Annotated in this window: 15 protein-coding genes; 3 read left to right on the top strand and 12 right to left on the bottom strand. The window is 64.5% G+C overall.

Going from position 1 to position 14,146, the window contains the following annotated elements; genetic code table 11:
• Window positions 1–19 precede the first annotated feature (19 nt).
• The 5 genes from trpD to rpe all read right to left on the bottom strand — a co-directional run bounded on the left by trpD (window position 20) and on the right by rpe (window position 5,027).
• Complete coding sequence (gene trpD / locus M3I54_RS14390; protein ID WP_254337086.1) at window positions 20–1,051, bottom strand: anthranilate phosphoribosyltransferase; 1,032 nt, start codon at window positions 1,049–1,051, stop codon at window positions 20–22.
• A gap of 13 nt (window positions 1,052–1,064) precedes the next feature.
• Window positions 1,065–1,640 (bottom strand): aminodeoxychorismate/anthranilate synthase component II, encoded by a 576-nt coding sequence (locus tag M3I54_RS14385; protein WP_254336906.1) that lies wholly within the window; start codon window positions 1,638–1,640, stop codon window positions 1,065–1,067.
• A 14-nt stretch (window positions 1,641–1,654) separates the two neighbouring features.
• Window positions 1,655–3,148 carry an anthranilate synthase component I gene (trpE, locus tag M3I54_RS14380; RefSeq protein ID WP_254336904.1) on the bottom strand — a complete coding sequence of 498 codons (1,494 nt, stop codon included), beginning with the start codon at window positions 3,146–3,148 and terminating at the stop codon, window positions 1,655–1,657.
• Window positions 3,149–3,624: 476 nt separating this feature from the next.
• The gene (locus tag M3I54_RS14375; protein WP_254336902.1) at window positions 3,625–4,332 is read right to left on the bottom strand and encodes a phosphoglycolate phosphatase; all 708 of its coding nucleotides are present in this window, start codon (window positions 4,330–4,332) and stop codon (window positions 3,625–3,627) included.
• Window positions 4,329–5,027, bottom strand: a complete 699-nt coding sequence (gene rpe / locus M3I54_RS14370; protein ID WP_254336900.1) for a ribulose-phosphate 3-epimerase — start codon at window positions 5,025–5,027, stop codon at window positions 4,329–4,331. The genes M3I54_RS14375 and rpe overlap by 4 nt, the downstream gene beginning before the upstream one ends.
• Before the next feature lie 214 nt (window positions 5,028–5,241).
• Between rpe and apaG the strand changes: the two genes are divergently transcribed.
• Entirely contained in the window at window positions 5,242–5,616 is a 375-nt protein-coding gene (gene apaG, locus M3I54_RS14365) for a Co2+/Mg2+ efflux protein ApaG (protein ID WP_254336898.1), read from the top strand.
• A 52-nt stretch (window positions 5,617–5,668) separates the two neighbouring features.
• On the opposite strand, the gene M3I54_RS14360 is transcribed toward apaG, so the two are convergent.
• Complete coding sequence (locus M3I54_RS14360; RefSeq protein ID WP_165822966.1) at window positions 5,669–5,812, bottom strand: hypothetical protein; 144 nt, start codon at window positions 5,810–5,812, stop codon at window positions 5,669–5,671.
• On the opposite strand from M3I54_RS14360, the gene M3I54_RS14355 reads away from it, so the two are divergent.
• Window positions 5,778–7,046, top strand: a complete 1,269-nt coding sequence (locus M3I54_RS14355; protein ID WP_375542144.1) for a murein transglycosylase A — start codon at window positions 5,778–5,780, stop codon at window positions 7,044–7,046. The two genes, M3I54_RS14360 and M3I54_RS14355, sit on opposite strands and share 35 nt — an antisense overlap.
• Window positions 7,047–7,131: 85 nt before the next feature.
• Here the strand turns inward: M3I54_RS14355 and paaK are convergent, their stop codons facing one another.
• The 5 genes from paaK to paaN form a co-directional block, all read right to left on the bottom strand.
• Entirely contained in the window at window positions 7,132–8,430 is a 1,299-nt protein-coding gene (gene paaK / locus M3I54_RS14350) for a phenylacetate--CoA ligase PaaK (RefSeq protein WP_254336894.1), read from the bottom strand.
• Between the two features lie 66 nt (window positions 8,431–8,496).
• Window positions 8,497–8,967 (bottom strand): hydroxyphenylacetyl-CoA thioesterase PaaI, encoded by a 471-nt coding sequence (gene paaI / locus M3I54_RS14345; RefSeq protein ID WP_254336892.1) that lies wholly within the window; start codon window positions 8,965–8,967, stop codon window positions 8,497–8,499.
• Between the two features lies 1 nt (window position 8,968).
• The gene (gene paaG / locus M3I54_RS14340) at window positions 8,969–9,760 is read right to left on the bottom strand and encodes a 2-(1,2-epoxy-1,2-dihydrophenyl)acetyl-CoA isomerase PaaG (protein ID WP_254336891.1); all 792 of its coding nucleotides are present in this window, start codon (window positions 9,758–9,760) and stop codon (window positions 8,969–8,971) included.
• Between the two features lie 62 nt (window positions 9,761–9,822).
• Window positions 9,823–11,031 (bottom strand): 3-oxoadipyl-CoA thiolase, encoded by a 1,209-nt coding sequence (gene pcaF, locus M3I54_RS14335; RefSeq protein ID WP_254336889.1) that lies wholly within the window; start codon window positions 11,029–11,031, stop codon window positions 9,823–9,825.
• A gap of 97 nt (window positions 11,032–11,128) precedes the next feature.
• Entirely contained in the window at window positions 11,129–12,829 is a 1,701-nt protein-coding gene (gene paaN, locus M3I54_RS14330; protein WP_254336887.1) for a phenylacetic acid degradation protein PaaN, read from the bottom strand.
• 138 nt (window positions 12,830–12,967) lie between these two features.
• Here paaN and M3I54_RS14325 point away from each other — a divergent pair, with 138 nt between their 5' ends.
• Complete coding sequence (locus M3I54_RS14325; RefSeq protein ID WP_254336885.1) at window positions 12,968–13,744, top strand: enoyl-CoA hydratase; 777 nt, start codon at window positions 12,968–12,970, stop codon at window positions 13,742–13,744.
• Window positions 13,745–13,963: 219 nt separating this feature from the next.
• Here the strand turns inward: M3I54_RS14325 and M3I54_RS14320 are convergent.
• On the bottom strand, window positions 13,964–14,146 hold a 183-nt coding region (locus tag M3I54_RS14320; RefSeq protein ID WP_254336883.1), incomplete at its 5' end, for a hypothetical protein.

The following is a 14,146-nucleotide window of genomic DNA, read 5'->3' as shown; positions in this document are numbered from 1 at the left end:
GGCAAAAAACGGTGCTGGATCAGCGTTTGAACTGTTGCGTGAAGCGTACCAGTTCGTCGACTTTGGCGCGCGCGCGCCCGCTTGCGAGAGTCTCGCGCGCGAGCGTGATGCCTTCTGCGATCGAGTCCACCACGTTCGCCGAGTAGAGCGCGGTGCCCGCGTTCAGCGCGACGATCTCGCGCGCGGTGCCAGCCTCGTTCGATAGCGCGCCGAGCATCATCGCCTTCGACTCGTCGGCGTTTTCGACCTTGAGCGAACGGTTCGACACCATCTGCATGCCGAAGTCTTCGGGGTGAATCTCGTACTCGCGAATCTGGCCGTCCTTCAGTTCGCCGACGAGCGTGGCCGCACCGAGCGAGACTTCGTCCATGCCGTCCTTGCCGTACACGACGCACACGTGTTTTGCGCCGAGACGCTCCATCACGCGCACCTGAATGCCGACGAGGTCCGGATGAAACACGCCCATCAACTGATTGGGCGCGCCGGCCGGATTCGTGAGCGGCCCGAGGATGTTGAAGATCGTGCGCACGCCCAACTCGCGGCGCACGGCGGCGATGTTCTTCATCGCGGGATGGTGGTTGGGCGCGAACATGAAGCCCATGCCCGTTTCGGCGATCGAGGCCGCCACCTGGTCCGGCTGCAGGTCGATGTTCACGCCGAGCGCTTCGAGCACGTCCGCGCTGCCCGACTTGCTGGAGACGCCTCGGTTGCCGTGCTTCGCGACCTTCGCGCCGGCAGCCGCGACCACGAACATCGAAGCAGTGGAAATGTTGAAGGTGTGCGAGCCATCGCCGCCGGTGCCGACGATGTCGATGAAGTTCGAGTTGTCCTGCACCTCAACGTGATTCGCGAATTCGCGCATCACCGTCGCGGCGGCGGTGATCTCGCCGATGGTTTCCTTCTTCACGCGCAGGCCGGTGAGGATGGCCGCCGATTGCACGGGCGAGAGCTCGCCGCGCATGATCAGGCGCATGAGGTGCAGCATCTCGTCGTGAAAAATCTCGCGGTGCTCGATCGTGCGTTGCAGCGCTTCTTGCGGGGTAATCATGATGGTTGCCTCGGGGTTAAGCGCTCTTGGTTTGCTTCAGGAAATTCTCGAACAGCGCGTGGCCGTGCTCCGAGAGAATCGATTCCGGATGGAACTGCACGCCTTCCACCGCAAGCTCGCGGTGACGCACGCCCATGATTTCGCCGTCGTCGGTCCAGGCCGACACTTCGAGACAGTCCGGCAGCGACTCGCGCTCGATGGCGAGCGAGTGATAGCGCGTGACGTTGAAGTGCTTCGGCAGGTCGGCGAACACGCCTTTGCAGTCGGTTTCGATCTGGCTGACCTTGCCGTGCATGATGGTCTTCGCACGCACGACGCGCCCGCCGAACGCTTCGCCAATCGCCTGATGGCCGAGGCACACGCCGAGAATCGGCGTCTTGCCTGCAAATTCGCGCAGCACGTCGAGCGTGATGCCGGCGTGCTGCGGGTTGCTCGGTCCGGGCGAGAGGCAGATGCGCGCGGGGTTGAGCTTCGCGATTTCGTCGATGCTGATTTCGTCGTTGCGATACGTGTGAACGTCTTCGCCGAGCTCGCCGAAGTACTGGACGATGTTGTAGGTAAACGAATCGTAATTGTCGATCATGAGCAACATGGTCTTTTCTCCGCTCAGAAGTCGCTGTCGAGGCCGTCCTGCACCTGCTCGGCGGCGCGCAGCACGGCGCGCGCCTTGTTCTCGGTTTCCTGCCATTCGGATTCGGGCACCGAATCCGCAACCACGCCCGCGGCGGCCTGCACATACAGATTGCCGTTGTGGATGAGGCCGGTGCGGATCGCGATCGCGAGGTCCATCTCGCCGTTGAACGAGAGATAGCCGACCGCGCCGCCATAGAGGCCGCGCTTCACCGGCTCCAGTTCGTCGATCAGTTCCATCGCGCGAACCTTCGGCGCCCCCGAGAGCGTGCCGGCTGGGAACGTGGCGCGCAGCACGTCGAAGTTGTTCATGCCGGGCTTAAGCTTGCCTTCCACCGAGCTCACGATGTGCTGCACGTGCGAGTACTTCTCGATGATCATCTTGTCGGTCACCGTAACCGAGCCGATCTCGGCGATACGGCCCACGTCGTTGCGCGCGAGGTCGATCAGCATGACGTGCTCGGCGATTTCCTTCGGGTCGTTGAGCAGTTCGGTTGCGAGTTCGGCGTCGCGCTCGGGCGTGTTGCCGCGCGGCCGTGTGCCCGCGAGCGGGCGGATCGTCACGATGCGGTCTTCGCCGCGCTTCTCCTGGCGCACCAGAATCTCCGGCGACGCGCCCACCACGTGGAATTCACCGAAGTTGTAGTAGTACATGTACGGCGACGGGTTGAGCGAGCGCAGCGCACGGTAGAGCGAAAGCGGATTGTCGCGATACGGCTTGGTGAGGCGCTGGCCCACTTGCACCTGCATCAACTCGCCCGCGGCGATGTATTCCTTCGCCTTGCGCACGGCGGCGAGGTAGTCGTCCTTCTTGAATTCGCGGAACGTTTCGGTGCGCACGCTCGCCGAAGTCACCGGCGGCTGCACCGTGGTGCGCAGGCGCTGCTTGAGTTCGCGCAGGCGATGTTTGGCCTTGGTGTAGGCCTCGGGCGTTTGCGGATCGGCGTAGACGATGAGATACAGCTTGCCCGCGAGATTGTCGATGACCGCGACTTCTTCGGTCAGCAGCAACTGGATGTCGGGCAGGCCGAGGTCGTCGGTCGGGCAGGTATCGGCGAGCTTCTTCTCGATGTAGCGCACCGCGTCGTAGCCGAAGTAGCCCGCGAGACCGCCGCAGAAGCGCGGCAGGCCCGGACGCTGCGCGACCTTGAAGCGCGCCTGGTACGTCGCGATGAATTCGAGCGGATCGCTGTCATGCGTCTCGATCACCTGGCCGTCGCGCACGACCTCCGAAACGCCGTTGCGCGTGCGGATCAGCGAGCGCGCCGGCAGGCCGATGAACGAGTAGCGCCCGAAGCGCTCGCCGCCCACCACGGACTCCAGCAGGAAAGAATTGGCGCCGCCGCGCTCGGGCTGCGCGAGCTTGAGATACAGCGAGAGCGGCGTTTCGAGATCGGCGAGCGCTTCGGCGATCAGCGGGATACGGTTGTAGCCCTCGTTGGCGAGGGACTGAAATTCGAGTTCGGTCATGTTCCGATCCTGTTCGTGCTGCCGGTCGCGGCGGGTGCGGGCCCAGTGCGGCTCAAAACGGGGCGCGCGGTGAGCGCGAGGCGTTTGTTTTTGAGTGCTTGATGGCCGCTGGCGCTCGCTCGTGCGGCCCGAGGTCGCGCTCATGATCAAGCGCTTGCCGGGCCGGCGTGCAGTACATCGACGGAAGGTGAGGCGTAGCCGCTCGCGCCTCGCGCCCCTCGCCGCGAACGGCGAAACGACACGCAAGGACAACGAAAGCCAACGGCCAGACCAGCCGACGGGTTACTGCAACAGTTTAGAGTCGAGACACGCGCGAGTGCGCAGCGAAGTAAAAAACGGTGCCGAAGACAATCTTCAGCGAACCTCGGGTGAGGTTAGCGCGACCAGCGACGCCAGGGCCAGGCTCCCCGGTCGATCGTGCTCAGACTCCGTTTTTTATTCAGAAACATGAGGATAGTTGACGTTCAGTTGAGAACTTAAGTCAGATCATTGTGCGCTGCGACCGCCTTGGCGGCGTCGAACAGCGAGGCAACTATACCATCCGATTCAATTTTTTGTACAGGTTGGCCGTGGTTGTAGCCGTAGGGCACCGTGAGCGTGGCCATGCCGGCCGCGCGGCCCGCAATCGCATCGTTCTCCGAATCGCCGATCGCAACCGCCGCCGCGGGCTTCACGCCCAGGCGCTCGCAGGCGGTGAGCATCGGCAGCGGGTCGGGCTTCTTCTTCGCTAGGCTGTCGCCGCCGATCACCACTTCGAAGTAGTGCGCGAGGCCATATTGCTGCAAAAGCTCGACCGCGAAGCGGTGCGGCTTGTTGGTCACGCACGCGAGCTTGATGCCCTGGTCGCGCAGTGCGGCGAGGCCCGCTTCGACGTCCGGGTACAGATGCGTGTGGCGGCCGTTGATCTTCGCGTACTCATCCTGGTAGAGCGCGAGCGCTTCGTCAAAGCGCGCCTCCACGTTGCCCGCGGGAAAGCGCGGCGCGAGCACGCTGCGGATCAGGTGCTCCGAGCCCTTGCCCACGTAGCCCATCACTTCCTCGCGCGTGGTTTCCTCGGCGTCGAGCTGCGCGAGCATGCCGTTCAGGCCGGCGGCGAAGTCGTCTGCGGTGTCGACCATCGTGCCGTCGAGGTCGATCAGCGCCGCTTCGATGCGCGGCGCGGTGAACTTGATCGGGGCGTTCATTTTGCGTTTGCAGCGCTTGTTGCGGTCGCGAGGTGCGCGCGCATCTCGTCGATCACGGTCTTGTAGTCATGCTTGCCGAAGATCGCCGAGCCGGCCACGAAGGTGTCCGCGCCAGCCGCCGCGATTTCGGCGATGTTGTCGACCTTCACGCCGCCGTCCACTTCGAGGTGGATTTCGCGGCCCGTGCGCGCCGTGTAGGCGTCGATCTTCGCGCGCGCCTCGCGCAGCTTGTTGAGCGCCTCGGGAATGAACGACTGGCCACCGAAGCCCGGATTCACCGACATGATGAGCACGAGATCGAGCTTGTCCATCACGTGGTCGAGGTAGTTCAGCGGCGTGGCCGGGTTGAACACGAGGCCCGCCTTGCAGCCGTGGTCACGGATCAGCGAGAGCGTGCGGTCGATGTGGTCCGAGCCTTCCGGGTGGAAGCTGATGAGGTTCGCGCCGGCCTTGGCGAAGTCGGGCACGATACGGTCGACCGGGCGCACCATCAAATGCACGTCGATGGGCACGCTCACGTGCGGGCGGATCGCCTCGCACACCAGCGGGCCGATGGTGAGGTTCGGCACGTAATGGTTATCCATCACGTCGAAGTGGATCCAGTCGGCGCCGGCAGCGACGACGTTGCGGACTTCCTCGCCAAGACGCGCGAAGTCGGCGGAGAGAATGCTGGGGGCGATGCGGAATTGCGTCATGGCGGCCATCGAAAAACTGTCGGAAAACCGTATTTTACCGTCAGTAGGAGAGCGTTTCGCGGCGGGCGTCACGGACCGCGCCGGGTTGCGGGTGTCCGTTGCATCAAGCAGAATGCGAAACGATGTGCCGCGCCTCGCGGCGCGCTCGCGAGCGCGCCGCGCGGGCGTCTCAGTCAACGGACTCAGCAGCCGCACCCGGGCGAATGGAACAAGGATGAGCCAGTACGAATTCAGCGTGACGTCGCAGGTGCGCTACCTGCCCGAAGAATCGGATCCGGAGCGCCGGCAATATGCCTTCGCGTACACGCTGACCATTCGCAATACCGGTCAGGTGAGCGCACAGCTGATCGCGCGCCACTGGGTGATCACGGACAGCGAAAATTACGTGCAGGAAGTGAAGGGGCTGGGCGTGGTCGGCCATCAGCCGCTTCTGAAGCCGGGCGAGCAGTTCGAGTACACGAGCTGGGCCGTGATCGCGACCCCGGTGGGCACCATGCGCGGCGAGTACTTCTGTGTGGCCGAGGACGCCGAGCGCTTCGAGGCGCCCGTGCCCGAGTTCGTGCTGCGCATGCCGCGCACGCTGCATTGAAGTGACGTGATTGAACTGCGGGGATTGAACTGCCGCGAGAATTCGGGGTCTGCTAGTCCTGACGGCGATCGTCGCGCGAGGCTTGCTTCTTCCTGCCCGACGCGGTCCACACAACGATGAAAATCAGCAGGAACAGCGCAAGGAGCGCTTCCAGACCAAACATGAGCATCGGGTATTCGTCGAGCAGTTCTGACATGGCGGCATCCATCGAGAGCCAATATTGTAGGCGTGATTTTGACGTCGATTCTGGTCTCGATGTCCCGGTGATGCCGGGATTCACAAAGGTGCGATATTGCGCGGGGGCCGCGCTTCGGCGAGGGGGTGTCCGGTTAGGCGGCTGGTTGGGCGCTGTTTCGCTGGCGGCTTTGCTTGCCGCATGCGGTGGCCCGAGCTACGTGCACAACGCGCCGCCCAAGGGTGCGCCCACGCTGCCCTCGCAGCTCGCCGCGCAACGTCTCACGCCGGTCGCCTGGCAGCAGGTGCCGGGCTGGCAGGATGACTCGCTGATCGGCGTGACCGCGGCGCTGCGCGCGAACTGCACGCGCCTCGCGCGGGATCCTCGCTGGCAGCGCGCGTGCTCTGCAGCCTCGCAGCTCGACGACCTGGACGCGTCGAGCGCACGCGCATTCTTCGAAATGTATTTCACGCCCTATCAGTTCGCCAACAACGACGGCACGCTCGACGGCCTCGTGACCGGCTACTACGAACCGCTACTGCATGGTTCGCGCACGCGTCACGGCATCTATCAGACCGCGCTGTATCGCTGGCCGTCCGGCAATCGTCCGGGTACCGCAATGCCGCCGCGCGCGCAGCTCGAACGTTCGGGCGTGCTGGGCGGCAACGAACTCGTGTGGGTGGACGATCCAATCGAAGCGTTCTTCCTCCAGGTGCAAGGCTCCGGGCGCGTCGTGATGGAAGACGGCAGCGTGATGCGCGTGGGCTTTGGCGGCACCAACAACCAGCCGTACAAGTCGATCGGGCGCTGGCTGCTCGACCGCGGCGAACTTACGTCCGCGCAGGCGACCATGCAGGGCATCAAGGCATGGGCACGCGCGAACCCGACGCGCGTGGACGCGCTCCTCGACACCAATCCGCGCTTCGTGTTTTTCCGCGAGATGGCGGGCTCCGAAGGCGACGCGCAGGGCGGCGCGGATGGCCCGATCGGTGCGCTCGGCGTGCCGCTCACGCCGGAACGCTCAATTGCCGTCGATCCGTCGTCGATTCCGCTTGGCACGCCGGTGTTTCTTCAGACCACGCGCCCGCTCACGAATACGCCGCTCAACCGGCTCGTGTTCGCGCAAGACACGGGCACGGCGATCAAGGGCGGCGTGCGCGCCGACTACTTCTGGGGACTTGGCGACGACGCTGGCGATCTGGCCGGCAAGATGAAGCAGGGCGGCCGCATGTGGCTGCTGTTCCCGAATTCCTGATCGTAGTGGCGCTTGCGCTGTACACGTGAAGCGAAAAAGCCGGCGCTTGCCGGCTTTTTCTTTTGCTACGCGTTGCGGGCCGCTGCTACTTCGGCCGCTTGTCGATGACTCGCCTGGCCTTGCCAACAGAGCGCTCGATGCCGTTCACTTCCAGCACGTTCACCTTGCACGTCACGCCGATGAGCGCCTTGATGTCGTAAGCGAGCGCCTTGCTTGCCGCGTCGAGTGCGCCGTAGTCGGGTGCGGCTTCCGGGCACGGTTCGCAGTTGAGCGACATCACGTCCATCGGACCTTCCTTCGTCAGGATGATCTGATAGTGCGGTGCGAGCGCCGGCTGCTTCAGCAGCAGTTCCTCGATCTGCGTGGGAAACACGTTCACGCCGCGGATGATCAACATGTCGTCCGAGCGGCCCGTGATCTTTTCCATGCGGCGCATGGTGCGCGCCGTACCTGGCAGGAGACGCGTGAGGTCGCGCGTGCGGTAACGGACGATGGGCAGCGCTTCCTTCGTGAGCGAGGTGAAGACGAGCTCGCCCAATTCGCCATCGGGCAGCACTTCGCCGGTTTCCGGGTCGATGATCTCGGGGTAGAAGTGGTCTTCCCAGATCGTCGGGCCGTCTTTCGTCTCCGCGCACTCCGAGGCGACGCCCGGGCCCATCACTTCCGAAAGACCGTAGATGTCGACGGCCGTGATGCCCATGCGCTGCTCGATGGCCTTGCGCATTTCATTGGTCCACGGCTCCGCGCCGAAGATGCCAATGCGCAACGAACAGGTGGCCGGATCAATGCCCTGGCGCTCCATTTCGTCGGCGATGGCGAGCATGTAGCTCGGCGTGACCATGATGATGTCGGGACGGAAGTCCTGGATCAGCTGGACCTGCTTCTCGGTCTGGCCGCCGCCAAACGGAATGACGGTGAGACCCGCGCGTTCCGCGCCGTAGTGCGCGCCAAGGCCGCCCGTAAAGAGTCCATAGCCATAGCTGATGTGCACCTTGTCGCCGCGCCTGGCGCCCGCTGCGCGCACCGAACGCGCGACGAGGTTCGCCCAGGTGTCGATGTCGCGCGCCGTGTAGGCCACTACGGTCGGCTTGCCCGTCGTACCCGACGACGCATGGATGCGCGAAATCTGGTCTTGCGGCACCGCGAACATGCCGAAGGGATAGTTGTCGCGCAGATCCTTCTTCGTAGTGAACGGGAAGCGCGCGAGGTCGGCGAGCGACTGCACCTGGGACGGATGCACGCCTGCTTCGTCGAATTTGCGGCGATAGACCGGCGAATTCTCGTAAGCGTGGTTCAGCGACCATTTCAGACGCTCGAGCTGCAGAGCAGCAAGCTCGTCGCGGCTCGCCTTTTCGATGGGTTCGAGCGGCAGCGTGGTACTCATGGGTGTCTCCTGGATCTTAATAACTTTACTCGTGACGCGTGCGGAATCGAGAAGGGGAAACCCGCTTCACGTTGCGACTGGAATGACATTGCCGCGAATCTGCGCGGACTTGCCTCGGAATAGCGCGACGGTTTCGCCTGCCCGGTTCGTCACGCGGATGTCGTAGACCCCGTTGCGTCCCGATAGCGCCTGTTCGACGGCTTCGGCAGTCAACACCTCGTCGCGCAGGACCGGACGCAGGAACTCGATCGAGCAGCCGGCCGCTACGGTGTTGATGCTGTATGAATTGCACGCGAAGGCGAACGCCGAATCCGCGAGCGAGAAAATCATCCCGCCGTGGCAGGTCTGATGGCCGTTGAGGAACTCGGGCCGCACGGCCATGCGCAGGCGCGCGTAACCAGCGCGCACTTCGAGGAGTTCCATACCGAGCGCGCGAGTGCAGCCGTCGGATTCGTACATCGCTTGCGCGGCCGCGCGAGCGAGTTCGTCGGGCGACAAGCTGTTGTCCTCCGGAAGTTGCGAAACTTGCGTGGACATCTCAGCGGCCCTCGAAATGTGGTGCGCGTTTTTCGATGAAGGCCTGGACGCCTTCCGCGTAGTCGTACGAAGCGCCCAGTTCGCGCTGCAGATCGCGTTCGAGATCGAGTTGCTGGTCGAGCGAGTTCGTGGCCGATGCGCGCAGCGCTTCGCGCGTGGCAACGATGGCGCGCGTGGGTTGCTGCGCGAGGCGCGCGGCGAGCGCGCCGGCCGTTTGCGCGAGTTCCGCGTCGTCGGTGACTTGCCAGACGAGGCCCCAGGTCTCCGCCTTTTCCGCGCTCAGTTTTTCGCCGGTCATGGCGAGTCCGAGTGCGCGCGCCATGCCCACGCGCTTGGGCAGGAACCACGTGCCGCCAGAATCGGGCACGAGGCCGATCTTCACGAACGCCTGGATGAAGCTTGCGGAGCGTGCGGCGAGCACGAGGTCGCAGGCGAGGGCGAGATTGGCGCCAGCGCCGGCCGCGGTGCCGTTGACGGCGGCGATCACGGGCATCGGCAGCGCCTGCAGGCGCTTGATCAGCGGATTGAAATGCTCATCGATGAGGTCGCCGAGATCGCTCATCGCACCCGGCGTGAAGTCGAGATCGGCGAGATCCTGGCCCGCGCAGAAGCCGCGGCCCGCGCCCGTCAGCACAAGGGCCCGCGCGCCGGCTGCGGCGATCTCGTCGAGCGCTGCGGCAAGCTCGCGGTGCATGGCGCGCGTAAAGCTGTTGAGCTTGTCCGGGCGGTTCAGCGTAATCGTGGCCACCCGGGTGGATGCGTCGATTTCGACGCGGATCGCATCGTAGGGCATCGGTTGTCTCCTGTCTGAAACCGCCGAACGCGTCGCCCGGCGGCCGGTCGATACTGTGCGCGTTATGCCTCGACGCGTTCGATCGCGAGGGCAATACCCTGGCCGACGCCGATGCACATCGTACAAAGTGCGAAGCGTCCGTTCGTGCGCTCCAACTGATGGAGCGCCGTCGTGACGAGACGTGCGCCCGAAGCGCCGAGCGGGTGGCCCAGCGCAATCGCGCCGCCATTCGGGTTCACGCGCGGATCGTCGTCGGTAATGCCGAGTGCACGCAGCACGGCGAGACCTTGCGAGGCGAATGCCTCATTGAGTTCGATCACATCGAACTGATCCAGCGTCATGCCGAGCTGCTTGAGCAGTTTTTGCGTAGCGGGTGCGGGGCCGATGCCCATGATGCGCGGCGCGACGCCAGCGGTCGCCATGCCAAGCACGCGCGCGCGGCGACGCAGGCCATACTGCTTTGCGGCCTCCTCATTGGCGAGCAGCAGGGCGCAGGCGCCGTCGTTGACGCCTGAGGCGTTGCCCGCCGTGACCGTGCCGTCCGGCTTCACGACGCCCTTGAGCTTGCCGAGCGATTCGAGCGAAGTCTCGCGCGGGTGCTCGTCAAGCGTCACGCGCACGGGGTCCCCCTTCTTTTGCGCAATCTCGACCGCGACGATCTCCTGCGCGAGCGTGCCGTCCTTCTGCGCGCGGGCCGCTTTCTGTTGGCTGCGCAGCGCGAACGCGTCCTGATCGGCGCGATTGATTCTGAATTCTTCCGCGACGTTTTCCGCCGTTTCCGGCATCGAATCGACACCGTACTGCTGCTTCATCAGCTCGTTGACGAAACGCCAGCCGATGGTCGTGTCGTAGATGGCCGCTTCACGCGAAAACGCCGAAGCCGCCTTGCCCATGACGAACGGCGCGCGCGTCATGCTTTCCACGCCGCCTGCGATCATGAGGCGCGCTTCGCCTGCCTTGATCGCACGCGCCGCACTGCCGACGGCGTCGAGGCCTGAGCCGCACAGGCGATTGAGCGTGCCGCCCGGCGCGTCGGTCGGCAGGCCTGCGAGCAGCGCGGCCATGCGCGCGACGTTGCGGTTGTCTTCGCCGGCCTGGTTGGCGCAGCCGTAGAGCACGTCGTCGAGCGCGCTCCAGTCCACGCCGGGATTGCGCTCGACGAGCGCGCGGATGGGCACCGCGGCGAGGTCGTCCGCGCGGACGTCCTTGAGGGCGCCGCCGTAGCGGCCGAACGGGGTGCGAATCGCGTCGCAGATATAGGCTTCGGTCATCTCGGGTTCCTGGGGCGCGAACGCAAAAGTGCGCTCACGCCTTGCATGCTAGTGGGATGGGCAATCGGGCGCCATTCGGCCGAACGGCATAGGCCGTTCAGCTGGCTACCGCGGGGGTCGCTTTCGGTTCAACATGAACGCGGCTCTGAACCACGCGGAAGCGGTTCGCCACGAAGGCGGCGTCGGCGAGCGCGGCGTTTGCCGCGGGGTTCGCGCCGGTGCCATGGAAGTCCGAGAACGCAGCCGACTGGTTCACGAATACGCCGCCCGTCAGGTTGATCGAGAGCGCCACGCCGCCGGTGATGGCGGCTTCGTGCGCGGCTTCGATCACGGCGTCGTCCGTGCTGTATACGGAAAGCGTGAGCGCGCCGTGGTCGCGCGCGGTCTCGCCGGCCAGCTTGAGCGACTGGGCGGTCGAATCCGTGGCGATCACGAACGAGATCGGCCCGAACCACTCGCGCGTGAACTGGGCGGCGTCGCGGGCGGCGTCGAGCGAAAGCACGAGCGGCGTGCGCACGCGCGCGCCGGCGAACTGCGGGTGTTCCAGCGTCTGGCTGTCGGCGAGCACGGTGCCGAGCTTGCGGGCTTCGTCGATGCGAGCCGTCACGCCTTCGTTCTGGATCGCGCCGAGCACTTCGACCGCGCGCGCCGGATCGGAGACGAACTTCTGCACGGCGCCAGCAATCGCCTGGGCGACGGCCTCGAAGCTCACCTGGCCTTCAGCGGTGCGGATGCCGTCGCGCGGCACATAGATGTTCTGCGGGGCCGTGCACATCTGGCCCGAGTAAAGGGAGAGCGAGAATGCAATGTTGCGGGCGGCGGCCTTCAGGTCGTCCGCGGAGTCGATCACGATCTGGTTCACGCCGGCCTTTTCCGTGTAGACCTGCGCCTGATGCGCATTGCGCTCGAGCCAGTCGCCGTTTTGCGTGCTGCCCGTGAAGTCGATCAGCTTGATCTCGGGGCGCAGTGCGAGCTGCTGCACGAGTGCGCCGTCGTTGGGATCGGTGGCGAGCAGCGTCACGACGTTCGGATCGAAGCCGGCTTCGCGCAGCACGTCACGCGCAATACGCACGGTGATCGCGAGCGGCAGGATCGCGCCCGGGTGCGGCTTGACGATGACCGTGTTGCCCGTCGCGAGATCCGCGAAAAGGCCCGGGTAGCCATTCCAGGTCGGGAACGTACAGCAGCCGAGCACGAGGCCGGTGCCGCGCGGCACGATGGTGAAGCGCTTTTGCATCGCGAGGGGCGGGTTCTTGCCCTGCGGTTTTTCCCAGTGCGCATCGGCGGGAATGCGGCGCAGCTGGTCGTATGCGTAGGCGACGGCTTCCAGCGCGCGGTCCTGAGCGTGCGGGCCGCCGGCCTGGAAGGCCATCATGAACGCCTGGCCGGTCGTGTGCATCACGCTGAAGGCGATCTCGAAGCTCGCGCGGTTCAAGCGCTCCAGGATCTCGAGACTCACGCCGGCCCATGCCTGCGGGCCGCCGGCGCGCCAGCCGAGCTGGGCTTGCTGCGCGGCTTCGATCAACTGGTCCGGCGTCGACTTCGGATAGCGCGCGCCGAGCGCGAAGCCGAACGGCGAGGCCTCGCTGCCGACGGTTTCGCCCGTCGACGGTTGGTCGAGTTCGAAGGTGCGATTCAGGTGGGCCTTGAACGCGGCTTCGCCGTCTGCGCTAGCGGTTTCCCCGTACACTTTGGGGCTAGGCATTTCGGCGAACGGGCTCCAGTAGCCGCGGGTCTCGATGGCGGCAAGCGCTTTTTGAAGCGCGCCCTCATGCTTGGCGAACAGCGAATGTGTCATGGCTCAACGTTGACTGAGAGGTTGGACGGGGCTCGTGTCAATTAATTGACCGACCGGTTGGTTGGCCAATGTTAGCATTAGTCAAAGTTCGGCGTAAAAAATTTTTTTGGGGACTTTTTTTTGATGAAAGGAGGAGCTATGGGGTACGAAAACATCCTGGTCGAGACGCGTGGCAAGGTCGGACTGATCACGCTGAACCGGCCGAAGGCGCTCAACGCACTAAACGATGCGCTCATGGACGAACTGGGCGCGGCCCTCAAGGCGTTCGACGCCGACGAGGGGGTTGGCGCGATCGTCATCACAGGTAGCGAAAAGGCGTTCGCTGCGGGCGCGGACATCGGGATGATGGCGAGCTACACCTTCATGGATGTGTACAAAGGCGACTACATCACGCGCAACTGGGAAACGATCCGCTCGATTCGCAAGCCGATCATCGCTGCGGTCGCCGGCTTCGCACTCGGTGGTGGCTGCGAACTGGCCATGATGTGCGACATGATCTTCGCCGCCGATACGGCGAAGTTCGGCCAGCCCGAGATCAAGTTGGGCGTGATTCCGGGTGCGGGCGGAACGCAGCGTCTGCCGCGCGCGGTGTCGAAAGCGAAGGCGATGGACCTGTGCCTGACCGCGCGGATGATGGGTGCGGAAGAAGCGGAGCGCGCCGGGCTCGTATCACGAGTGATTCCGGCCGCAGAGCTGCTGAACGAAACGCTAGCGGCGGCGGCGACCATCTGTGAATTCTCCTTGCCCGCCGTCATGATGGCCAAGGAGTCGGTGAACCGCGCCTATGAGACCACGCTCGCGGAAGGCGTGCACTTCGAGCGCCGCATGTTCCATTCGCTCTTCGCGACGGAAGACCAGAAGGAAGGGATGGCGGCCTTCGTCGAGAAGCGCAAGCCCGCGTTCAAGAACAAGTAACGGCTCGACAGATTTCGATCGCCGCGAGCGGCGGTCGAAATTATGTTTCGCCAGCCCCTTGCACAGCGCCGGCGGGGGCGATAAGATTCGCCCCCTTCGCAGTTCGATGTCTCTGACGTCAGGCAGCGAGGACCGCCGCGGAAACCGGCGGATGCAGGAGTCGGCAGCTTTTTTAAGCGGTGAGCGAAAAAAAGGGGTTGACGAAGCGAAAAAGATTCTTCATAATCTCGTTTCTCTGCTGCAGACGCAGCAACGCAGAAAGAAGCCGGTAGTTAAGTGGTTGTCTGAACGAAACTGCGCGGCAACTTCGCGATCGATCTTTAAAAATTTACAGCCGATAAGTGTGGGCGCTTGATGCGGTGGCGGCCTGATGATGTTCTTCGGAGCATTGTCGGGAGCAGC

The organism is Paraburkholderia sp. CNPSo 3274, from assembly GCF_024206475.1.
Classification (GTDB): Bacteria; Pseudomonadota; Gammaproteobacteria; order Burkholderiales; family Burkholderiaceae; genus Paraburkholderia.
The sequence above is the reverse complement of the archived record's forward strand: the minus strand, read 5'-3'. Positions and strand labels throughout refer to the sequence as shown.

Bases quoted from the DNA above. Each gene is read 5' to 3' on its own strand.
- paaI (WP_254336892.1), bottom strand. From the start codon at position 8,967: ATGTCCACGCAAGTTTCGCAACTTCCGGAGGACAACAGCTTGTCGCCC.
- rpe (WP_254336900.1), bottom strand. From the start codon at position 5,027: ATGACGCAATTCCGCATCGCCCCCAGCATTCTCTCCGCCGACTTCGCG.
- paaN (WP_254336887.1), bottom strand. From the start codon at position 12,829: ATGACACATTCGCTGTTCGCCAAGCATGAGGGCGCGCTTCAAAAAGCG.
- paaK (WP_254336894.1), bottom strand. From the start codon at position 8,430: ATGAGTACCACGCTGCCGCTCGAACCCATCGAAAAGGCGAGCCGCGAC.
- trpE (WP_254336904.1), bottom strand. From the start codon at position 3,148: ATGACCGAACTCGAATTTCAGTCCCTCGCCAACGAGGGCTACAACCGT.
- M3I54_RS14360 (WP_165822966.1), bottom strand. From the start codon at position 5,812: ATGTCAGAACTGCTCGACGAATACCCGATGCTCATGTTTGGTCTGGAA.
- M3I54_RS14375 (WP_254336902.1), bottom strand. From the start codon at position 4,332: ATGAACGCCCCGATCAAGTTCACCGCGCCGCGCATCGAAGCGGCGCTG.
- M3I54_RS14325 (WP_254336885.1), top strand. From the start codon at position 12,968: ATGGGGTACGAAAACATCCTGGTCGAGACGCGTGGCAAGGTCGGACTG.
- M3I54_RS14385 (WP_254336906.1), bottom strand. From the start codon at position 1,640: ATGTTGCTCATGATCGACAATTACGATTCGTTTACCTACAACATCGTC.
- M3I54_RS14355 (WP_375542144.1), top strand. From the start codon at position 5,778: ATGAGCATCGGGTATTCGTCGAGCAGTTCTGACATGGCGGCATCCATC.
- paaG (WP_254336891.1), bottom strand. From the start codon at position 9,760: ATGCCCTACGATGCGATCCGCGTCGAAATCGACGCATCCACCCGGGTG.
- pcaF (WP_254336889.1), bottom strand. From the start codon at position 11,031: ATGACCGAAGCCTATATCTGCGACGCGATTCGCACCCCGTTCGGCCGC.
- apaG (WP_254336898.1), top strand. From the start codon at position 5,242: ATGAGCCAGTACGAATTCAGCGTGACGTCGCAGGTGCGCTACCTGCCC.